The organism is Acidiphilium acidophilum (assembly GCF_033842475.1).
GTDB classification, from domain to species: domain Bacteria; phylum Pseudomonadota; class Alphaproteobacteria; order Acetobacterales; family Acetobacteraceae; genus Acidiphilium; species Acidiphilium acidophilum.
Genome location: NZ_JAWXYB010000018.1, coordinates 293,831 through 315,077 on the forward strand (window position 1 = coordinate 293,831; position 21,247 = coordinate 315,077).

The following is a 21,247-nucleotide window of genomic DNA, read 5'->3' on the forward strand; positions in this document are numbered from 1 at the left end:
CCCTCATTCCTATATCGTACCGAAGGTTCCATTGAAAACTGACTGTTGAGCGAGGTTTTGGGCGAAGTTTTCGATCAATGGGCGGAGACGATGCTCTGGCATATTGGGGATGAGCTCGTAGAGCATGCATCCTTGCCGAAAGAGCGAGTGGGTCCGCCGCTTTGAGGTATTGGATTTGAGGTGCCTGTCATAGCCAAGTTCTTCTCCGGTGGCACCGAGCAGAGTGAGCAGGGCGACAGCGAAGGCATTGAGCAGCCACAGGCGATCGCGCCGCTCCGGGGTGCTGACGTGGAGGGCGCCCATCCCCATGCCGAAGCGCAAATTTTTGGTGTCGCGGAAACCCGGTTCAATGGTCCAGCGTTTCGCGTAGAGATTGATCAGTTGGCGCGCGGTATCATCGGTGGTGCTCGCGGCCACGCACCACGGTTCCTTCATACCTTTGTCCCGCACGCAAACCACCGTGCCGACGGTGAACCGTTCCGCGGTGACGGCGGCTGCGCGGAGTGTTCTGGCGCGTCCGGCGGCCATCACCCACTCAGCGGCTGGTCTGGCCTCGCCGCTCGCCGCGGTGACCAGGATATTGCCGCGAAAGCGGATCACGTAGTCGAACTTCAACTCCTCCGTCAGCACCCGGTAGAGCTTATGATCGCCGAACCCACGATCGGCGACGATGCAGACGCTTGTTTCGGCCGGCACGATTTCCGCCAGCGCGACCAGCAAGCGGTATTCCTCTTCATTGCGCCGGTTCTTCAGATTGGCCTTATCAACCGTATGCCAGATCAGCGGCGTCGCGCGACCGTGCGAACTCAGCAGCGAGAGCATCAGCGTCGCCTGCCCATCGGCGTCGAATTCGGTCCAATCCATCGCGACAACGATACGCTCACGCGTCCCGATCACGAACGATACCCACCGCCGCAGCACGACGTCCAGATCAATCCCGGGGTTCGAGAGCATGCGATCGACCTGCTTGATCGCATGCTTGGTCAGTCGCCCACGTGCCAGAGCCAGCCCCTGGCCAATCGCGCCAATCGCCAGCGATGCGGTCTCGATGACCCCCAGTGTTGCTCCTGCCAGGGACAGGATCCGCTTGGCATGCAGGTCCTCCCCCAGCAAACCTTCCAGAAAGCGCTGAACATCGTCAAACGACATGGGTCTCCTCCTGGCAGCCATCCGATCCTCCAGAAACCAGACTGATTGCCGGGCAACCTTGGAATCGTGCACCGAGGAACAAGGGCAGCCAGAAAATTCGAACGAAAAGAACCTGGATCAACCGATCCCGATTCCTTCCGAAAATCCAACCCGGCCCTCTCGATTCTCTTTAAACGATAGTTGCGAATTCAATATGAGGGGATGAATGAGGATTGGAGGATGAGTCCTGGGTAGACTTTGGAAGCGTCTTTCGTGTCAATATAATTTTACGGAGGTTGTCGTGGGACTTATTCTGCTGATCATTCTGCTGGTCATTTTATTTGGCGGCGGCGGTGGTTATTATGGGTATAATCGGTACGGCGGCCGTGGGCTCGGCGGCGTGCTGGGGATCGTGCTGATCGTGCTGATCATCGTGTGGCTGGCTGGTGGGCTCGGGTATCATGGCGGGATGCGTTAGAGCGGGACGGTCGGGGTTCAGGGGAGGTAGGAAGGCTTCTTTTTTGTAAAAAAGAAGCAAAAAACTTCCCTTCGCTGAGGCACGGGCGTTGAAACCGGCACGGGCCCAAAGGAGCAAAGTTTTTTTGTTTCTTTTTGTTCACAAAAAGAAGTCTTGCCTTGGCTTTTTTTCCTGATTCGACAAAAACTGATGGGTAGCACGCGCTACCCATCATGCGTTGTGCTTATTAGTTACGATAACGTAACGATTTAGGCGTGCGAAGTTGCCTTCGGTCAGGCGTAAATTTTTCGGTATTTTCGTCGGGGTGGCCAGAAGCGGTTGCCGGGGCCGAAATGGACGCCGTGGTAGTTGGCGGCGGGGATGCGGATGTCGGCGGGGTCGAGGGGAATCGGCCAGATGATGCGTTTGGGTTTCGGGTTGGGGTTGGGTTTGCGCTCGCGGCGTTGGCGGGGTGGCGGGCGGAGGTGGTCGGGGAGGTTCACGCCGAACATGCGGCAGATCGGGCGGAGGATGCGACCGAGGCTTGGCTTGGCGGCGAGCAAAGCGATCAACTCGGGGGAATTGACGAACGCGATCAGGTCGTAATGGGCCTGTGCGGCGACGACGCCGGTGGTCGGGGTGGTCGGCAGCAGGTGCAGCAGCCAGGCGAATTGGGTGGAGAACGGCGAGGGTTTGCGCGGGCGGGAGGGTTTCGGCGGCGCGGTCTCGGGGTTGTCCGGTGTGGCTTCGCGGATCGGGCGCGGTGGCGCTGCGGGTTTGGCGGCGGAGCGGGCGAAGCGGATCACCACGCGGTTGAAATAACCCAGCAACAGGGTGACCATCGGCATTGCGGCCCGGTGGTGGTGGGCCAGCCGGACCGCCTCGCGATGAAAGCCCGCAAAGATGGCTTTGAGGGTTTCGGTCAAGGCTTCATGAGGGCGGGGTGCTTCGGTCACATGGGACTATAAGCATAACGGGCGGGGGGTGAGAAAGCGGGAAAAGGTTAGGGGAAGGTAAGGAAGGCGAGGGGGGGCTACTTTTTTGAAAAAAAGTAGCAAAAAACTTTTGTTAGTTGGGGCACGGGCGTTCGAGAGGCACGTGCCCCGAGTCAGAGAGTTTTTTGGTTCTTTTTTGCAAAAAAGAACTCATTGCCTCGCCTCGCCTTTCTGCGGGAGGCAGGTGGATGGGTTTTGGGGTTGTGATCGATGGGCTTCGCAAGGGCTCTGCCCATCCTACGGTTTGCTGGATTCGCGCGGACCTCGGGGGGCCGCGCGCGCCCTTCAGCATGGACGAGACGATTCCGCAATTGGTGGAAACGCTGCTGGCGCAACAGGGGGTGCCGGGGTTGCGCTTCATCGACCGGCATGGGGTGACGGTGGCGTGGTGATGGGTGGATTATGGCTGTTCCTATTGTTTCGGCAGAGGGTGATGGGGGGAAGGGCTAGCTGTCTTTGAGATAGAATATGAAGTAAGAAGACATTGCGGAGCGTCCAAAATCTACGTCACAATGCAGTGCTTCAAAGGGGGTCGGACGGCCGTCGCGTAGAACCTTTGCCCCAATTGAACTTTCACCTCTATAATGACGCCGAGGGGGCTCAGCTTGCGCAGCATTCGCGAAGAGATGAATGAAAAGGGATGGGCAAAGCTACCCAGTTGGGACCTCACTCATCCCCTCATTACGTAGCCGGCATGGAATTGCCGAATATGCCGCTGCTGCGCAGCATTTCCGTGAACCGCCGCATCAGGGGCAGTAGCCGGTGCTTCGGCATGTTCGGGATCAATTCATAGAGCATGCACCCCTGACGGAACAACGAGTGTGAGCGGGTCTTCGAAGTGTTGGACTTGAGCTGTCGATCCATTCCCAGGCTCTCGCCTGCCGTCCCGAGCATGGTCAGCAGCGCCATCGCAAACGCGCTGATGAGCAGCAGCCGATCGCGCCGCTCTGGTTCGGCGATGCGGATCTCAGCCATCCCCATCCCAAAACGCAAATCCTTGACGTCCCTGAAGCTGGGTTCGATCGTCCAGCGCCGGGAATATTGCTTGATCAATGTCCCTGCAGACGCCACGGCGTCACTGCTCGCCAGGCACCACGGCTCCTTCATGTCACGCGCATGTACGCACACCACGGCACCGACCTGATAGGCGTGCGAGGCGGTGACGCGCGCACCACGCAGTTTGCGCGCCCGGCCCGATTTGCCGACCCAGTCCGCCGCGGTTCGCGTCTCGCCTGCGGCATCGGTGACATGGATGTTGCCGCGGAAGCGAATGATATAGGCAAAGCCAAGCTCCGTAAGATACGCGAACAGCTTGTGGTCACCGAAGCCGCGGTCGGCCAGGATGGTCACGCGGCAGCCGGGCGGGACAACCTCCGACAGGCGGCGCAGGCAAGTATCCTCGATGGCGTTGCGCTGATCTTTCAATTCCTCTTTCCACATCGACAGCCACAACAGAGGCATCGCCCGGCCATGCTTGCTCACCAGGTTGAGCGCCAACGTTGCCTGATCGTCGCCGTCGAAATCCGTCCAGTCCATGGCAACGACGATGTCGGTCTGCGAACCCACCAGATGCGGTACCCAACGGGCGAAGCTTTCCCAGACGTCGATACTCTCGTTACTGAGCATGCGATCAACCTGCTTGATCGCGTGCTTGGTCACCAGCCCGCGCGCCTGTGCCAACGCCTGACCGATCATCGCGACGGCGAGCGACGCGCCGGTCATCACGCCCAGTGTCGCAGCAGACAGGGAGTCAACGCGTTTGGCGTGGAGATCGTGGGCATACAACTCGTCAATGAATGCGCGGATGTCCTTCAACCGCCCACCATCACGCTTTTTCGATGCTGCAATTCCCATGATCCACCCTCATCCATGCATTCCAACGCTTGGTAGAGAATCGCAGCGAATCGGCGCAATACCTGGACCTATGGAAAATGGGGGGATTCCTGAGAGTTGGGACGGCATATCCACAATGGTGCTTAACGAGCGTCATCGCGATCTGTTGGGCACCGATTCGTTGCGTCCAGCACGATATTTTTTGCGACCAAAAAGCAGGGCAGACGCTAAACGTGGCACAATGTCTTCGGTAACGGGGCTTGGTCCCCAGCCACCTCACACAGACGGAGCTCACCTTGTATCGCCGCCGCGCTACATCGCACTTCGATGTGACGCAATCGGTGCCGAACCCTGCCCGACAGTTTTGTGGAGCCTAGATAAAAAGGCTTTGACGCTCTCACCACCAAAATTGCTTCTGCAACCGGGATGGGTTGTCCGCCGCTCTGCAAGCATGAAATTCTACAGTCAGGTTCTTGAATTCATGCATGCTGGACTCTTTCGGATAAGGTTTGATCCGATTTGTATGTCATTACCGAGCATACCCAACGCAATTGGCGAAGTGGGGCAATCGCTTATCGCGAATTCAATTGAATCGCGGTATGAGTGGTCCGTTGGGGATCTCAGGAATCCCCCCATTTTCCATAGGTCCAGGTATTGCGCCGATTCGCTGCGATTCTCTACCAAGCGTTGGAATGCATGGATGAGGGTGGATCATGGGAATTGCAGCATCGAAAAAGCGTGATGGTGGGCGGTTGAAGGACATCCGCGCATTCATTGACGAGTTGTATGCCCACGATCTCCACGCCAAACGCGTTGACTCCCTGTCTGCTGCGACACTGGGCGTGATGACCGGCGCGTCGCTCGCCGTCGCGATGATCGGTCAGGCGTTGGCACAGGCGCGCGGGCTGGTGACCAAGCACGCGATCAAGCAGGTTGATCGCATGCTCAGTAACGAGAGTATCGACGTCTGGGAAAGCTTCGCCCGTTGGGTACCGCATCTGGTGGGTTCGCAGACCGACATCGTCGTTGCCATGGACTGGACGGATTTCGACGGCGACGATCAGGCAACGTTGGCGCTCAACCTGGTGAGCAAGCATGGCCGGGCGATGCCTCTGTTGTGGCTGTCGATGTGGAAAGAGGAATTGAAAGATCAGCGCAACGCCATCGAGGATACTTGCCTGCGCCGCCTGTCGGAGGTTGTCCCGCCCGGCTGCCGCGTGACCATCCTGGCCGACCGCGGCTTCGGTGACCACAAGCTGTTCGCGTATCTTACGGAGCTTGGCTTTGCCTATATCATTCGCTTCCGCGGCAACATCCATGTCACCGATGCCGCAGGCGAGACGCGAACCGCGGCGGACTGGGTCGGCAAATCGGGCCGGGCGCGCAAACTGCGTGGTGCGCGCGTCACCGCCTCGCACGCCTATCAGGTCGGTGCCGTGGTGTGCGTACATGCGCGTGACATGAAGGAGCCGTGGTGCCTGGCGAGCAGTGACGCCGTGGCGTCTGCAGGGACATTGATCAAGCAATATTCCCGGCGCTGGACGATCGAACCCAGCTTCAGGGACGTCAAGGATTTGCGTTTTGGGATGGGGATGGCTGAGATCCGCATCGCCGAACCAGAGCGGCGCGATCGGCTGCTGCTCATCAGCGCGTTTGCGATGGCGCTGCTGACCATGCTCGGGACGGCAGGCGAGAGCCTGGGAATGGATCGACAGCTCAAGTCCAACACTTCGAAGACCCGCTCACACTCGTTGTTCCGTCAGGGGTGCATGCTCTATGAATTGATCCCGAACATGCCGAAGCACCGGCTACTGCCCCTGATGCGGCGGTTCACGGAAATGCTGCGCAGCAGCGGCATATTCGGCAATTCCATGCCGGCTACGTAATGAGGGGATGAGTGAGGTTGGGGATACAATTTTGATCGATAACTGGCGCACACTTCACGCGCGTGGCTCCGGTGCCGGGGGGGCTTTACTACGTCAATTATCACGCTGGACTTCGGGAGATTTATAATGGATTGGAGCGCTGACACTCTTAAGGCCAAGGCGAAGCTATATGGTCAGCGCGCCCACGAGCAGCAGATCGAATCAGCTCAGTTCGGGTTTTGGATGAGTTTATGCCTTGAATTACTGGCGCGAGCAGCCCTCGCTAAGCTCCACCCTGTTCTCTTGGCCGACCCCCGCGATGAAGGCAACATCCATTATTCTTTTGGCATAATTCCAAAAGGAAATGTTCGGTCGGTTCAGGCTAAAACTGTATTTGCCCGATGTTCAATATTTGTCCCCGGATATACGGATAAGATGTCGGCGCATTGTCTCATTCTCGCAGATCGGCGAAATCGCGAACTACATACGGGTGTGGCGGCTTTCGAAGGCCATGATGCCTCGACTTGGCTACCGCAGACATACGGAGTCATGGAGGTACTCCTAAAATACCTCGACGACGATTTTACTGGTCTGTTTGGAAATGAACAGGCGCGCGTCGCGCAAATGATGCTGAAAGATCGACGCAGCCAGACAAAGTCGGAAGTTCAGTCGAAGATTGCGGCGGCACGTAAAGCTTTTGAAACCCTTAACGGGCAAGAAAAAAGCGAACGAGCATCTAAGGCTCAGGAAATGCTGGTTTCGTGGGTGGCCAAAAGTGCTCTGCGTAAGGCAACTAAATGTCCGTCTTGCGGGTTTAACGCGGCTCTGTCAGGCGAGTCGCAAAATCGCGGGCCTGTCCAGATCGACGAGGCGGCTGCGACGATTACACGTGAAGTTCGAGTGCTTCCACACGCCCTTACGTGTCCGACCTGCGGGTTAAAATTGGATGGTTATCAAGAGCTGTTGGAAGCAAATCTTGGTCAGATTTTTACTACTGTAGAAGAGGAGGATCCAATCGAGTTTTTTGGCATAGTGCCTGAAGAACACGTTGATGTAGATGCTCTCGTTCGTCGGTATCACGAGGACGAATACAACAACGAGTGAAATTGGATAGACATACATTGAGGTCACATTGAAGAAGCCTACCACCGTCGGCTGTGATCGCTCCGCTGCCCTCGCAATATGCTCAGGGCAAGCGGGCGAACGGGTCGTGCACGGGTATTCCCAATGGGGCGAAGTGCCGCAGGTTGCGGGTCAGGATCGTCATTCCGTGGTGTTGTGCGGTGGCGGCGATGATGATGTCGGCGAAGCCTGGGGCGTGTCCCTGGGCTCGGGCTTGGTCTGATAGATGACCGGCGAGGCGGGCGGTTGGGAGGTCGAACGGGAGGATGCGGGGCGCGTAGAGGTGGAGTGTGGTTTCGAGCCAGGCGGCGAGGTTGATTGCTTTGCGGGTTGCTCCCTCGCGTTTGGCTTTGGCGATGCCATTCTCGATTTCGGCGATCGTGACGGTGGAGAGGAACAAGTCGGCTGAGTGGGCGTGCATCCAGGTGGTCAGTTCGGGCAGGGGAACGCGTGAGGGCGCGGGGGCCGAGATGACGTTGGTGTCGACGAGGTACAATGATCAGAGGCCGCTATCACGGGGTGGGGTGGTGTTGCGGGGTGGGAGATCGGCTTCGTCGAGAGGTGCTGCCATCAGCAATTGGCCGAAGGAGGGTACGTGCGAGAGACGTTGCCATTCCGCGAAGCTTAATAGTACGGCCTCGGGTTTGCCGTGGCGGGTGATGATGGCGGGTTCGCCGCGTACTGCATCGTCCACCATGGCGGACAGGCTGGCCTTGGCGTCGCGAAGCTGGATTTCCCGCATGGCCGACTCCGAACAAGATGAGACTACAATGGTCATATTTAGGGCTGTGGGCTGGCGCGGGCAAGGGTGATGTTCGGGGCGGCGGCTCGTTACACGCGCATGGCGGGCGGGGCAGGAGGTTGTTGCAAGGCCATGTCCGACACCGAACGACGCTCAACATGCGGTCGGTTCGGGCCGATCTGGTTGGACCGAGGCAAGCAAGCTTTCAACAGCACTCGGATTCAAAAGAGTTTTTTGCTTCTTTTTTGCAAAAAAGAAGTGCTTGCCTTGCCCTTGCCTTGGTCCCGCGCCGGGCCGTCACGCGTCGATTTGCATGGCGCCGGATTGGCGGCGCCAGAGGCTGGCGTAGATGCCGTTCTGGTTCAGGAGGGAGTCGTGGGTTCCGGTTTCGACGATGCGGCCGGCGTCGAGGATGATCAGGCGGTCCATGCGGGCGATGGTGGAGAGGCGGTGGGCGATGGCGATGACGGTGCGGCCTTCCATGAGGCCGGCGAGTTGTTCCTGGATGGCGGCTTCGACTTCGGAATCGAGGGCGGAGGTGGCTTCGTCGAGCACGAGGATGGGGGCGTCCTTGAGGATGACGCGGGCGATGGCGATGCGTTGGCGCTGGCCGCCGGAGAGTTTGACGCCGCGTTCGCCGACATGGGCGTCGAAGCCGCGCCGGCCGTCCCAGTCTTCGAGTTCCTCGATGAAATCGAAGGCGTGGGCTTCGCGGGCGGCGTCGATCACGTCCTGCATGGAGGCTTCGGGGCGGCCGTAGCGGATGTTTTCGGCGATCGAGCGGTGGAGGAGGGAGGTGTCCTGGGTGACCATGCCGATGGCGCCGCGCAGGGATTCCTGGGTGAGGGTTTTGATGTTCTGCCCGTCGATGGTGATGCGCCCGGTGGCGGGGTCGTGGAAGCGGAGCAGGAGGTTGACCAGGGTTGATTTGCCGGCGCCGGAGCGGCCGATGAGGCCGACGCGTTCGCCGGGTTCGATGGTCAGGCTGAGGTCGTGCAGGACGCCGCCGCGGGCACCCTGGTCGCGGATGCGGCCGTAATCGAAGGTGACGTGGTCGAATTCGATGCGGCCCTGGTGGAATTTGAAGGGGGTTGCGTCCGGGGCATCGCCCATCTGGCGGGGTTGGGCGATGGAGCGCATGCCGTCCTGCACCACGCCGAGGTTTTCGAAGATGGCGGAGATGTTCATGGAGATCCAGCCGGAGAAGTTCGCCATGTTCCAGGCCATCGGCAGGGCGGTGGCGACGGCGGCGAGGGCGATTTTGCCGTTGACCCAGAGGGCGAGGGCGACGGTGGCGGTGCCGGCGATCATCAGCGCGTTGAGGGTGGTGAGGGAGAAGATCCAGCCGGTGACCATGCGGGTCTGGCGGCGGAAGATTTTGGTGTGTCTGTCGACGGTTTCCTGGACGAAGGCATCTTCGTCGGCGGAGCGGGCGAAGAGTTTGACGGTGAGGATGTTGGTGTAGCTGTCCACGATGCGGCCGGTGAGGGCGGAGCGGGCTTCGGAGACGGCGCGGGAGCGTTCGCGCAGGCGGGGGACGGTGTAGATCATGAGGCCGATATAGGCGAGCAGCCAGGCGAGGATGGGCAGGCCGAGCCGCCAGTCCGCGTGGGTGAGGACGAGGATGGCGGCGGTGCCGTAGACGATGAAGTACCAGACCGCGTTGGTGGCGGAGACCATGGATTCGCGCAGGGCCGGTCCGGTCTGCATGACGCGGTTGGCGATGCGTCCGGCGAAGTCGTTCTGGAAGAAGGTCCAGCTCTGGCGGACGAGGTGGAAGTGGTTCTGCCAGCGGATGAGGTTGGTGAGGCCGGGGTTGATGGCCTGGTTGGTGAAGAGATCCTGCATCAGGCGGGCGCCGGGGCGCAGGAGCAGGACGACGACGGCCATGAGGAGGAGTTCGCGCCAGTGGGTGGCGAGGAGTTGTTTCGGCGCGGTGTGGGTAAGCATGGCGGTGATCTGGCCGATGAAGAGCGGCAGGGTGAGATCGAGTCCGGCGACCATGATGCCGGAGACGAACAGGCCGACGATCAGCCACGGGGCCTGGCGGAGGAAATGGACGTAGAAGCGGACGAGGGCGCGGGGTTCGCCGAGCACCGGCAGGGTGCGGTGAGGCGGGCGGGCGGTGGGGTTGAGGAGGGATTCGAAAAAGGAGAACATCAGGATTGATTGCGGGGGCGGGGCTGGGCGTCAAGGGAAAAAGATCGGGTGGGGATCACGAGGTTGTCAGGGGTGGGTTGCGGGGTTCGGGGGGCGGATGACGGTGCGCGGGCGTTGACTGGCGCATTATGACCGGGCATATTTCCGGGTATAGATGTGGAGTGGGTCATGGGGTCGTCGCAGAAGAAGGCTGTTCAGGCGTATCGAAGCCGGCTTGGGGCGCGGGGTCTGGCGCGGTTCGAGGTGGTGGGGTGCGAGGCGGATCGGGCGTTGATCCGGGCGCTGGCGCGGCGGTTGGCGGAATCGGGGCCGGAGGCGGCGCGGTTGCGGGAAGCGGTCAGTGAGCGGTTGACCGGGGCGGGGGCGGAAACCGGGGGGATCGTTGCGGCGTTGCGGCGGTCGCCGCTGGTCGGGGCCGATCTGGAGATCGGGCGGGTGCGCGAGGGCGGGCGTGATGTGACGTTCTGATGCGGTATCTGCTCGATACCAATATCATCAGCAATATCACGAGGCCGGTGCCGTCCGACCGGCTGATGGGGTGGATGGCGGCGCGGCATGATGCGGACTTGTTCATCAGTTCGCTGACGGTTGCGGAGATCAGGCGCGGGGTGCTGGAGATGCCGGAGGGGCGGCGGCGCGATGGGTTGGAGGCGTGGTTCAGTGGGGCGGAGGGGCCGCAGGCGCTGTTTGCCGGGCGGGTATTGGGGTTCGATGTGGCGGCGGGCTTGATCTGGGCGCGGTTGATGGCCGAGGGCAGGGCGCGGGGGCATCCGCGGAGTGCGTTCGACATGATCATCGCAGCGACCGCGCTGGCCAATGATTGCGTGGTGGTGACGGATAATGAGAAGGATTTCGCGGGGATCGAGATCGTCAATCCGGTGCGGCGCGGCTGAGTGCGCTGGCTGGGCCTTGTTTTGGTCACAAGAAGAAGGCCTTGCCTGGCTCTGTCCGGCGGGCTCCCTTCACGCTTGATTGGCTTGAACTCGGGGTGGGGGATGCCAAGGGTATGACGGGGTGGCGGGCTGGATTCACATTCATTCATACTGAATGTATGTAATTTATCTATTGCCGTGATGGCCGTCGCCCCTTATGAGCTTTCCGCAACAGGAGGAACGATATGGCCAGCAGCGGCGACCATGCCAGTAATGAAATTGCGCTCGAATTCCAGAAGAAGGTGTTGTCGCGCCCGATGACCGAGGTGCGGATGATGGCGAATGCCGTCCGCGCTCTGGCGATCGATGGGGTGCAGAAGGCCAATTCCGGTCATCCGGGCATGCCGATGGGCATGGCGGACGTGGCGACGGTGTTGTGGACCAAGTTCATGAAATACGATGCGGCCGACCCGCATTGGGCGGATCGGGACCGGTTCATTCTCTCGGCGGGCCATGGCTCGATGCTGCTGTATTCGCTGCTGCATCTGACCGGCTACGAGAATATGTCGATCGAGGATCTGAAGAATTTCCGCCAGTTGGGCTCGCATACCGCCGGGCATCCGGAGCGCGAGGAGCATCCGGCGATCGAGATGACCACCGGGCCGCTGGGCCAGGGGATTTCGACCGCGACGGGGTTTGCGCTCGCCGAGAAGATGCTGGCGGCGCGGTTCGGCAAGTCGCTGGTGGATCACCGGACCTGGGTGATCGCCTCCGACGGCGACATGATGGAGGGCGTGAGCCACGAGGCCTGCGCGATTGCCGGGCATCTGGCGCTGAACAAGATTTGCGTGCTGTACGACGATAATTCGATCTCGATCGATGGCAGTACCGAGATTGCGATGACCGATGACGTGGTCAGGCGGTTTATCGGGTATGGCTGGGCGGCCAAGCGGATCGACGGGCATGATCCGGTGGCGATCGAGGAGGCGATCAAGTGGGCGATGCGGAACCGCAAGCCGACGCTGATCGCGTGCAAGACGATCATCGGGTTCGGCGCGCCGACCAAGGCGGGGACCTCGGGCACGCATGGCTCGCCGCTGGGCAATGACGAGGCCGCGGCGGCGAAGGCGTTGCTCGGCTGGACCGCGCCGCCGTTCGTGGTGCCGGAAGAGGTGCTGACGCCGTGGCGTGCGGCGGGGGCCAGAGGCGAGGGCGCGCGGCGGGCGTGGCTGAAGCGGCTGGCGGGGAGCAATCGCCGCGCCGAGTTCGATGCCGCGATGGCGAGCGAATTGCCGGCGGCCTACAGCGAGGCGATGGACGCGCTGCGCGCGAAGATCGCCGAGACCAAGCCCAATCTTGCAACACGGGTGGCGAGCCAGATGGCGCTCGATGCGATCGTGCCGGTGGTGCCGGAGATGGTCGGCGGGTCGGCGGATCTGACGCCCTCGAACAACACGTTCGTCAAATCGATGGGGACGTGCCTGCCGGGGGATTATTCCGGGCGGTACATCCATTTCGGGGTGCGCGAGCATGGGATGGGCACGACGCTGAACGGGCTGGCGCTGCATGGCGGGCTGATTCCGTATGGCGGGACGTTCTTTATTTTCTCGGATTACTGCCGTCCGGCGATCCGGCTGGCGGCGCTGATGCGGGCGCGGTCGATCTTTGTGCTCACGCATGACAGTATCGGGTTGGGCGAGGATGGGCCGACTCATCAGCCGGTGGAGCATCTGGCGTCGTTCCGGGCGATGCCGAACGTGCTGGTGATGCGGCCGGGCGATGCGATGGAGACCGCCGAGTGCTGGGATGTCGCGATGCATCACAAGGACGGGCCGGTGCTGATGGTGCTGAGCCGCCAGAACATGCCGACCCTGCCGCGCGATCATGGGGCCGAGAACTTGTCGGCGCGTGGCGGGTATGTGGTGATCGGGGCGAAGCATCAGCGCAAGGCGACGCTGATTGCGACCGGGTCGGAAGTGGCGATCGCGGTGCAGGCGCATGAGATGCTGGCGAAAGAGGGCATCGATGTGACGGTGTCTTCGGTGCCGAGTTTCGAGCTGTTCGACAAGCAGGATGCCGGGTATCGGGAAGAGGTGCTCGGTGAGGCGCCGCGGATCGGGATCGAGGCGGCGGTCGGGTATGGCTGGGACCGGTATCTGGGTGATAACGGCACGTTCATCGGGATGCACAGTTTCGGGGCGAGCGCGCCTTATCAGAAATTGTACCAGCATTTCGGAATTACTGCCGAGGCCGTCGTTGCCGCTGTGAAGGCGAAACTTTAATCAATCAAACTGATGCGTTAACCGGGAGAATGAATTCATGGCTGTGAAAGTCGCGATCAACGGGTTTGGCCGGATCGGCAGGTTGTTGTTGCGGGCGATGATCGAGAGCGGGCGGACCGACCTCGAATGCGTGCTGATCAACGATCTGGGCAGTGTCGAGGATAACGCGCATCTGTTGCGGTATGACTCGGTGCATGGCCGCTTTCCAGGGCATGTCGAGGTCAAGGGTGACAGCATCATCATCACCCATAACGGTCGGGCCTATGCGCCGATCAAGGTTTCGGCGGAGCGCGATCCGAGCAAGGTGCCGTTGCAGGGCGTCGATGTCGCGATGGAGTGCACCGGGCTGTTCACCAAGCGCGAGGCGGCGGCCAAGCTGATCGAGGCCGGGGCGCGCAAGGTGCTGGTTTCGGCGCCGGCGGACGGGGTGGATGCGACGATCGTCTACGGCGTGAACCACGATACGCTGACCAAGGAGATGACGATCATTTCCAATGCGTCGTGCACGACGAACTGCCTCGCGCCGATGGCGATGGTGCTGCACGAGGCGTTCGGGATCGAGCGCGGATATATGGTGACGATCCATTCCTATACCGGCGATCAGAAGACGGTGGATACGCTGCACAAGGACCGTCACCGGGCGCGGGCGGCGGCGCTGTCAATGATTCCGACCTCGACCGGGGCGGCCAAGGCGGTGGGGCTGGTGCTGCCGGATCTGAAGGGCAAGCTGGACGGGACCGCGATCCGGGTGCCGACGCCGAATGTCTCGCTGGTGTCGCTCGATGTGAACTTGAAGAAGCATGCGACCAAGGACGAGATCAACGCGGCCATGAAGGCGGCGAGCGAGGGCAAGCTCAAGGGGATCATGGGGTATTCGACCGAGGCGCTGGTCAGCTCCGATTTCAACCATGTCGCTTATTCGTGCAGCTTCGATGCGCCGCAGACCGCCGTGGTCGATCATGCGCTGGCGCGGGTGATGGGCTGGTACGACAATGAATGGGGCTTCTCGAACCGGATGTGCGACACGGTCGCGTTGTTCGGGTCGCTCTGATGGCGGCGTACCGGACCCTCGACGGGGTGGATGTTGCGGGGAAACGCGTGCTGATGCGCGCGGACCTCAATGTGCCGCTGCGGGATGGGCGGATTACCGACCTCACGCGGCTGGAGCGGCTTTCGCCCACCATCGTCGAATTGTCCGGCAAGGGTGCGAAGGTGATCGTGCTGTCGCATTTCGACCGGCCGAAGGGCAAACGGGTGGAGAGCATGTCGCTCCGCCCGGTGGCGGGCGCGCTGGGCGAGGTGCTGGGGCGCGAGGTCGGGTTCGTCGAGGATTGCGTCGGCGATGCGGTGGCCGCGGCGGTCGGGGCGATGCAGGACGGCGATGTGCTCGTGCTGGAGAACACCCGGTTCCACGAGGGCGAGGAAGCCAATGACGTGGCACTTGCCATGCTGATCGCGACGCATGGCGAGATGTTCGTCAATGACGCGTTTTCCGCGGCGCATCGGGCGCACGCGACGACCGAGGGGATTGCGCGGCTGCTGCCCTCGTATGCCGGGCGGCTGATGCAGGCGGAACTCGATGCGCTGAATGCCGCGCTCGGCACGCCGCAGCGACCGGTGGGCGCGATCGTGGGCGGATCGAAAGTCTCGACCAAGCTCGATCTGCTGACCAATCTGATCACCAAGGTCGATCTGCTGGTGATCGGCGGGGCGATGGCCAATACGTTCCTGGCGGCGCAGGGGGCGGAACTCGGCAAGTCGTTGCAGGAGACCGCGCTGCATCCGACCGCGCTGGAGATTCTGGCGGCGGCGGAGAAACACGGGTGCCGGATATTGTTGCCGGTGGATTTCGTGGTGAGCGAGACCTTCGCCGCCAATCCGCCGACCGAGGTGGTCTCCGCGCGCAATGTGCCGGCGAACGCCATGGCGCTTGATGTGGGGCCGGCGACGACAGATGAGATCATCGAGGCGGTGAAGGGGTTGAAGACGCTGATCTGGAACGGGCCGCTCGGCGCGTTCGAGACGCCGCCCTTCGATACCGCGACGATGCGGCTGGCGGCGGCGGTGGCCGAGGCGACCGAGGCCGGGATGATTTCGGTGGGCGGCGGCGGGGATACCGTGGCGGCGCTCAAGCAGGCCGGGATCATCGAGCGGATGACCTATGTGTCGAGCGCGGGCGGTGCGTTTCTGGAATGGATGGAAGGCAAGGCGCTGCCGGGGGTTGCGGCGCTCGCGGCCTGATCAGCCGAGGAACGGGATCGGCAGACCGAAGGTCTGGGCGATCAGGATGAGGTTGAGGATCAGGATGATCGCGGCGCCGAGCAGGGCCGCGACATCCGTGATGCCGCGATTGGCGTGAGCGCCCATCAGTGATTTTTTGCGGGTGAACCAGACCAGAGCCAGCATCGGCACCGGCAGGGCGAGGCTGAGGATGACCTGGCTGATGATCAGGGCGCGGGTGGGATCGACCCCGAGGCCGACCACGATGAAGGCGGGGATCATGGTCAGAACCCGGCGCAGCCAGATCGGGATGGTGAAGCCGACGAAGCCCTGCATGATGAGCTGACCGGCCATGGTGCCGACCACGGAGCTTGAAATGCCCGAGGCGAGCAGCGAGACCAGAAAGATCGCGGCGGCTCCGGCACCGAGCAGCGGGACCAGCGTGTGGTAGGCCGCGCCGATATCGGCGATGCCGGAATGGCCGAGATGAAAGGCGCTGGAGGCCATGATCACCATGGCCATGTTGACCAAGCCCGCGATGCCGAGGGCGATGATGACTTCACGGTTGGAGAAGCGGAGCAGCAGGCGCTTTTCGGCGGGGTTGCGCGGGGCCACGCGGCCCCCGGTGAGGCCGGAGTGGAGATAGAGCGCGTGGGGCATGACGGTGGCGCCGACGATGCCGACCGCGATGGTGAGGGCGGCGGCGTTCGGGATGTTCGGCAGGACCGAATGCAGGGCGGTCTGGCCCCAATCGACCGGGGCGATGAACATTTCGGCGAGGTAGCAGAGGCTGATCACCCCGACCAGCGCGCCGATGGCGATTTCCATCGGGCGGAAGCCGCGCCGGTCGAGCAGGAGGATCGCGTAGGTGATGAGGCCGGTGATCACCATGGCGGCGAAGAGCGGGATGTGGGTGAGCAATGAGATGCCGATGGCGCCGCCGAGGAATTCGGCGAGGTCGGTCGCCATCGCGGCGATTTCACTGACGATCCACATCGGGATGGTCAGGGTGGTCGGGAATTCGTCGCGGCAGAGTTCGGCGAGGTTGCGGCCGGTGACGATGCCGAGCTTGGCCGAGAGGGCCTGGAACAGCATGGCGATCAGGCTCGCCATGACGACCACCCAGAGCAGGGTGTAGCCGTAGGCGGCGCCGGCCTGGATGTTGGTCGCGAAATTGCCGGGGTCCATGTAGGCGATCGAGACGACGACGGCGGGACCGACGAACAGCAGCGGATTGCGGCGGCGGACCGTGCCGGAGAGACGGTCGCTGATCGCGGCGGCGGTGCGGTCGCTCAGGCGGGTTCGGGTTCGGGTTTCGCTCACGCGGTCAATCCTGCATCGGTCTCTGATTTGTAGCCTTGGCTACATATAGCATGCGGCGTGCGGGGGTAAACCCTGCGGCGGGGCGCGCCGGGTGATCCCTGCGTTGCGTCAGGCGAGGCCGCCGGTGTGGATGATGAAATCGGCGATGGCGGTGACGCCCTGACCGGTGCGGATATTGGTGAAGACGAAGGGGCGCTCGCCGCGCATGCGTTTCGCATCGCGGTCCATCACGCCGAGATCCGCGCCGACATAGGGGGCGAGGTCGATTTTGTTGATGACCAGCAGGTCGCTGCGGGTGATGCCGGGGCCGCCCTTGCGGGGGATTTTGTCGCCCGCCGAGACGTCGATCACGTAGATGGTGATGTCGGCGAGTTCGGGGCTGAAGGTGGCGGCGAGATTGTCGCCGCCGGATTCGATCAGGATGAGATCGAGGGCGGGGAAGCGGTGTTGCAGGTCGGCGACGCCGGCGAGGTTGGCGCTGGCATCCTCGCGGATCGCGGTGTGGGGGCAGCCGCCGGTTTCGATGCCGAGGATGCGCTCGGGGATCAACGAACCGGCGCGGGTGAGGAATTCGGCGTCCTCCCGCGTGTAGATGTCGTTGGTGATTGCCGCGATGTCGAACCGGTCGCGGAAGGCGCGGCACAGCGCGTCCATCAGTGCGGTCTTGCCGGAGCCGACCGGGCCGCCGACGCCGACGCGTAATGCGGTTTTGCTCATGAGCGGAACAGCCTCGTGTATTGGGTTTCGTGACGCATCGCGGCGATTTCGGCGACGATGCAGGCGCTGGCGATGGCATCGAGCGGGAGGTTGCGGGTGAGGGCGGCGGTGGCGTGGAGGACCGGTTCGAGGGCGTGCTGCACGGCGAGGCCGGCGGTCTGGCCGAGCGGGATCAGGCGGACCCCGGCGGAGACGAGGTTGGCGGTCCAGGCGTGGAGGTAGGCGATTGTGGCGGCGTCTTCCTCGATGCCGGTGGCGGCGGCGAGGGCACCGACCGCGACGGGGTATGCGATCGGGCCGATGGCGGCGAAGGTTCGGGCCAGGGTATCGGGCAGCCAAAGCCGGGCGGCGGCGGTGAAGGCGCTGCCCTGATGGAGGGTTTCGGCGGCGAGTTCGCGCGCGGGGGCAGAGGCGGCGGCGAAGGCGGCGATGCTGGCGAGATCGTCGGTCCGGTAGCTGTGACGGAGGAGGATCGCGTCGTTGCGGCCCGATCCGTGGTGGAGCAGATCGGTCATCCAGTCGCGCAGGGTGTCGGCGGAGGTGACGCCGCCGGATTCGACCGCGGATTCGAGCCCGTGGGAGTAGGCGAAGCCGCCGGTCGGGAAGGCGGGGGACAGCCAGGTGAGGAGGTGTAGCAAGGCCCCCGGCGTGTCGGGTTCAGGCGTGTCGTGTTCAGGCTTGTCGCGTTCAGGCATGGTCATGGGCGTAGGCGCCGGATTCCGGGTCGAAGGCGGCGTTGCTGCGGGTGACGGTGCCGCCGAGGCCGGTGACCATCGCTTCGATGACGTGATCGGCGCGGATCAGCAGGGAGGTGCCGCGAAAGGCGACGTCGAGATGGCGGTTGCCGAGATGCCAGGCGAGGCGGATGAGCAGTTCGGGCGGGCCGGTGAGTTCGGCGAGGGGTTCGGCGGCGGCGATGACGCGGATGATGCCGTCCGCGCCGCAATCGAGCCCGTCGCCGTCGCGGATATGGGTGGTCTCGGCGAGGTCGAGCAGGAGGTCGGCCCCGGCATCGGTGCGCAGGCGGATGCGGCGGCGGTGGCGATGGTCGTAATCCAGCGTGATGGTGCCGGCGGTGGGCCAGTCGCCTTGCGGGAGGATGCTGGTGGCGCGCATCAGAACAGGAAGTAGCGCTGGGTCATCGGCAGGGTCTCGGCGGGGTCGCAGGTCAGGAGTTCGCCGTCGGCGCGGACCTCGTAGGTTTCGGGATCGACCTCGATATCGGGGGTGGCGTCGTTATGGATCATGTCCTTTTTGCCGATGCCGCCGCGGGTGTTGAGGACCGGGCGGATCAGGCGGGCGAGGCCGAGGCGGCTCGCGATGTTATCGTCGATCGCGGCCTGGGAGACGAAGGTGATGCAGGTCGAGCCGATCGCGCGGCCTAAGGCGCCGAACATCGGGCGGGCGTGGATGGGTTGCGGGGTCGGGATCGAGGCGTTGGGGTCGCCCATCATGGCGTAGGCGATGGCGCCGCCCTTGACGATGAGGTCGGGCTTGACGCCGAAGAAGGCGGGGGTCCAGACCACGAGATCGGCGAGTTTGCCGACTTCCACCGAGCCGATCTCGCGGGATAAGCCGTGGGCGATGGCGGGGTTGATGGTGTATTTGGCGACGTAGCGCTTGATCCGCGCGTTGTCGGCGCGGGTGTCACCCGCGAGGCTGCCGCGCTGGGTTTTCATTTTATGCGCGGTCTGCCAGGTGCGGGTGATGACCTCGCCGATCCGCCCCATCGCCTGACTGTCCGAGGACATCATGGAAAGCGCGCCGAGATCGTGCAGGATGTCTTCGGCGGCGATGGTCTCCTTGCGGATGCGGCTTTCGGCGAAGGCGAGGTCTTCCGGGATCGAGGGATCGAGGTGATGGCAGACCATCAGCATGTCGAGATGTTCGTCGATCGTGTTGATCGTGTAGGGGCGGGTCGGGTTGGTCGAGCTGGGTAATACGTTGGGCAGGCCGGCGACCTTGATGATGTCCGGTGCGTGGCCGCCGCCCGCGCCCTCGGTATGGAAGGCGTGGATGGTGCGGCCCTTGAACGCGGCGATGGTGTCTTCGACGAAGCCGCTTTCGTTCAGCGTGTCGGAATGGATCATCACCTGCACGTCGAACGCATCGGCCACCGAAAGGCAGGTGTCGATCGCGGCGGGGGTGGTGCCCCAGTCTTCGTGGAGCTTGAGGGCGCAGGCGCCGGCGCGGATCATTTCCTCCAGCGCGGCGGGGCGCGAGGCGTTGCCTTTGCCCGCGAAGCCGAGATTGACCGGCAGACCCTCGGCCGCTTCGAGCATCCGGGCGAGATGGAACGGGCCGGGGGTGCAGGTGGTTGCAGCGGTGCCGGTCGCGGGTCCGGTGCCGCCGCCGAGCATGGTGGTGATGCCCGATGCGATGGCTTCCTCGACCTGCTGGGGGCAGATGAAATGGATATGGGCATCGATGCCGCCGGCGGTGATGATTTTGCCTTCGCCCGCGATGATTTCGGTCCCCGGCCCGATGATGATGGTGACGCTGTGCTGGATGTCGGGGTTGCCGGCCTTGCCGATGCCGCTGATGCGACCCCCGGTGATGCCGATATCGGCCTTGACGATGCCCCAATGGTCGATGATCAGGGCGTTGGTGATGACGGTGTCGGCGGCGCCTTCGGCCTGGCTGCGCTGGGATTGGCCCATGCCGTCGCGGATGACCTTGCCGCCGCCGAATTTCACTTCCTCGCCGTAGATCGTGAAATCGCGCTCGACCTCGGCCAAGAGGTCAGTGTCGGCGAGGCGGACGCGGTCGCCGGTGGTGGGGCCGAACATGTCGGCATAGGCGGTGCGGGAGAGCCGGGCCATCAGAGCGTGCCCATGGTGAGGCCGCGAAACCCGAAGACGATGCGGTCGCCGCGCAGGGGGATCAGGGTGACGTCGCGGGTCTGGCCGGGTTCGAAGCGGATGGCGGTGCCGGCGGGGATGTCGAGCCGGCGGCCGTGTGCGGCGATGCGGTCGAAGCGGAGGGCGGCGTTGGTTTCGGCGAAATGATAGTGGCTGCCGACCTGGATCGGGCGATCACCGGTGTTGGCGATGGTGAGGGTGAGCGGGGTGAGACCGGCGTTGAGCTCGATGTCGCCTTCGGCGCAGATGATTTCGCCGGGGATCATGGCGCGGTTCCCTTCATCGGATGGGATCATGGACGGTGACCAGCTTGGTGCCGTCGGGGAAGGTCGCTTCGACCTGAACGTCCGGGATCATGGCGGCGATGCCGTCCATCACCTGATCGCGGGTGATGACGTGGGCGCCCTGTTCCATCAGGGTGGCGACGCTCATGCCGTCCCGCGCGCCTTCGACCACGAAATCGGTGATCAGGGCGATGGCTTCGGGGTAGTTGAGCTTGACGCCGCGTTCGAGACGGCGGCGGGCGACCATGGCGGCCATGGCGATGAGGAGTTTGTCTTTTTCGCGGGGGGAGAGGTTCATGGGAAGAAGGGTTCTTTTTTGAAAAAAAGAACCAAAAAACTTCTGTTAGCTGGGCCGGAGGCACGGTAGTGCCAGTGCCCATGGTCCC

General features: G+C 62.9%; 22 protein-coding genes. 9 read left to right on the forward strand and 13 right to left on the reverse strand.

The annotated features are described in order from the left end of the window. Positions 1–9: 9 nt before the first annotated feature. Entirely contained in the window at positions 10–1,170 is a 1,161-nt protein-coding gene (locus SIL87_RS04030; RefSeq protein WP_405055207.1) for an IS4 family transposase, read from the reverse strand. Positions 1,171–1,429: 259 nt separating this feature from the next. Between SIL87_RS04030 and SIL87_RS04035 the strand changes: the two genes are divergently transcribed. Beyond that, a complete protein-coding gene (locus tag SIL87_RS04035) occupies positions 1,430–1,606 on the forward strand; it encodes a DUF3309 family protein (protein WP_319612925.1) in 177 nt (58 codons plus the stop codon). Positions 1,607–1,878: 272 nt separating this feature from the next. Here the strand turns inward: SIL87_RS04035 and SIL87_RS04040 are convergent, their stop codons facing one another. Continuing rightward, entirely contained in the window at positions 1,879–2,511 is a 633-nt protein-coding gene (locus SIL87_RS04040; protein WP_319612926.1) for a hypothetical protein, read from the reverse strand. 257 nt (positions 2,512–2,768) lie between these two features. Between SIL87_RS04040 and SIL87_RS04045 the strand changes: the two genes are divergently transcribed. Continuing rightward, positions 2,769–2,972, forward strand: coding sequence for a Rossmann-fold NAD(P)-binding domain-containing protein (locus SIL87_RS04045; protein ID WP_319612927.1), 204 nt, complete (start codon positions 2,769–2,771; stop codon positions 2,970–2,972). 289 nt (positions 2,973–3,261) lie between these two features. Here the strand turns inward: SIL87_RS04045 and SIL87_RS04050 are convergent, their stop codons facing one another. Beyond that, positions 3,262–4,434: an IS4 family transposase gene (locus SIL87_RS04050; RefSeq protein WP_319612376.1), complete on the reverse strand. Its 1,173-nt coding sequence runs from the start codon at positions 4,432–4,434 to the stop codon at positions 3,262–3,264. A gap of 692 nt (positions 4,435–5,126) precedes the next feature. On the opposite strand from SIL87_RS04050, the gene SIL87_RS04055 reads away from it, so the two are divergent. Together SIL87_RS04055 and SIL87_RS04060 are read left to right on the forward strand one after the other, a co-directional pair. Continuing rightward, positions 5,127–6,299 (forward strand): IS4 family transposase, encoded by a 1,173-nt coding sequence (locus tag SIL87_RS04055; RefSeq protein WP_319612376.1) that lies wholly within the window; start codon positions 5,127–5,129, stop codon positions 6,297–6,299. A gap of 126 nt (positions 6,300–6,425) precedes the next feature. Continuing rightward, positions 6,426–7,382, forward strand: a complete 957-nt coding sequence (locus SIL87_RS04060; RefSeq protein WP_319612928.1) for a hypothetical protein — start codon at positions 6,426–6,428, stop codon at positions 7,380–7,382. 82 nt (positions 7,383–7,464) lie between these two features. Here the strand turns inward: SIL87_RS04060 and SIL87_RS04065 are convergent, their stop codons facing one another. The 3 genes from SIL87_RS04065 to SIL87_RS04075 form a co-directional block, all read right to left on the reverse strand. Beyond that, entirely contained in the window at positions 7,465–7,896 is a 432-nt protein-coding gene (locus SIL87_RS04065; RefSeq protein ID WP_319612929.1) for a type II toxin-antitoxin system VapC family toxin, read from the reverse strand. Between the two features lie 3 nt (positions 7,897–7,899). Continuing rightward, complete coding sequence (locus SIL87_RS04070; protein ID WP_319612930.1) at positions 7,900–8,142, reverse strand: type II toxin-antitoxin system Phd/YefM family antitoxin; 243 nt, start codon at positions 8,140–8,142, stop codon at positions 7,900–7,902. A 297-nt stretch (positions 8,143–8,439) separates the two neighbouring features. Beyond that, positions 8,440–10,302 (reverse strand): ABC transporter ATP-binding protein, encoded by a 1,863-nt coding sequence (locus SIL87_RS04075; RefSeq protein ID WP_319612931.1) that lies wholly within the window; start codon positions 10,300–10,302, stop codon positions 8,440–8,442. 168 nt (positions 10,303–10,470) lie between these two features. On the opposite strand from SIL87_RS04075, the gene SIL87_RS04080 reads away from it, so the two are divergent. The 5 genes from SIL87_RS04080 (at position 10,471) to SIL87_RS04100 (ending at position 15,697) form a co-directional block, all read left to right on the forward strand. Beyond that, positions 10,471–10,770, forward strand: coding sequence for a hypothetical protein (locus SIL87_RS04080; RefSeq protein WP_319612932.1), 300 nt, complete (start codon positions 10,471–10,473; stop codon positions 10,768–10,770). After that, positions 10,770–11,195 (forward strand): PIN domain-containing protein, encoded by a 426-nt coding sequence (locus SIL87_RS04085; RefSeq protein WP_319612933.1) that lies wholly within the window; start codon positions 10,770–10,772, stop codon positions 11,193–11,195. Before SIL87_RS04080 ends, SIL87_RS04085 begins: the two co-directional genes overlap by 1 nt. Before the next feature lie 224 nt (positions 11,196–11,419). Further along, positions 11,420–13,456 (forward strand): transketolase, encoded by a 2,037-nt coding sequence (gene tkt / locus SIL87_RS04090; protein WP_319612934.1) that lies wholly within the window; start codon positions 11,420–11,422, stop codon positions 13,454–13,456. A gap of 37 nt (positions 13,457–13,493) precedes the next feature. Then, positions 13,494–14,507, forward strand: coding sequence for a type I glyceraldehyde-3-phosphate dehydrogenase (gene gap, locus SIL87_RS04095; protein WP_319612935.1), 1,014 nt, complete (start codon positions 13,494–13,496; stop codon positions 14,505–14,507). Next, the gene (locus tag SIL87_RS04100) at positions 14,507–15,697 is read left to right on the forward strand and encodes a phosphoglycerate kinase (RefSeq protein WP_319615900.1); all 1,191 of its coding nucleotides are present in this window, start codon (positions 14,507–14,509) and stop codon (positions 15,695–15,697) included. Before gap ends, SIL87_RS04100 begins: the two co-directional genes overlap by 1 nt. Here SIL87_RS04100 and SIL87_RS04105 read toward each other — a convergent pair whose 3' ends face one another. From SIL87_RS04105 to SIL87_RS04135, 7 genes are all read right to left on the reverse strand, one after another. Next, positions 15,698–16,999, reverse strand: a complete 1,302-nt coding sequence (locus tag SIL87_RS04105) for an Nramp family divalent metal transporter (RefSeq protein ID WP_319612936.1) — start codon at positions 16,997–16,999, stop codon at positions 15,698–15,700. Between the two features lie 108 nt (positions 17,000–17,107). Further along, a complete protein-coding gene (gene ureG, locus SIL87_RS04110; RefSeq protein ID WP_319612937.1) occupies positions 17,108–17,716 on the reverse strand; it encodes an urease accessory protein UreG in 609 nt (202 codons plus the stop codon). Beyond that, positions 17,713–18,417: an urease accessory protein UreF gene (locus tag SIL87_RS04115; RefSeq protein WP_319612938.1), complete on the reverse strand. Its 705-nt coding sequence runs from the start codon at positions 18,415–18,417 to the stop codon at positions 17,713–17,715. The genes ureG and SIL87_RS04115 overlap by 4 nt, the downstream gene beginning before the upstream one ends. Next, complete coding sequence (locus SIL87_RS04120) at positions 18,404–18,832, reverse strand: urease accessory protein UreE (protein ID WP_319612939.1); 429 nt, start codon at positions 18,830–18,832, stop codon at positions 18,404–18,406. Before SIL87_RS04120 ends, SIL87_RS04115 begins: the two co-directional genes overlap by 14 nt. Beyond that, positions 18,832–20,538, reverse strand: a complete 1,707-nt coding sequence (gene ureC / locus SIL87_RS04125) for an urease subunit alpha (protein WP_319612940.1) — start codon at positions 20,536–20,538, stop codon at positions 18,832–18,834. Before ureC ends, SIL87_RS04120 begins: the two co-directional genes overlap by 1 nt. Continuing rightward, positions 20,538–20,843, reverse strand: a complete 306-nt coding sequence (locus SIL87_RS04130) for an urease subunit beta (RefSeq protein ID WP_319615901.1) — start codon at positions 20,841–20,843, stop codon at positions 20,538–20,540. Before SIL87_RS04130 ends, ureC begins: the two co-directional genes overlap by 1 nt. A 13-nt stretch (positions 20,844–20,856) precedes the next feature. Next, complete coding sequence (locus SIL87_RS04135) at positions 20,857–21,159, reverse strand: urease subunit gamma (RefSeq protein ID WP_319612941.1); 303 nt, start codon at positions 21,157–21,159, stop codon at positions 20,857–20,859. Between the last annotated feature and the right edge of the window lie 88 nt (positions 21,160–21,247).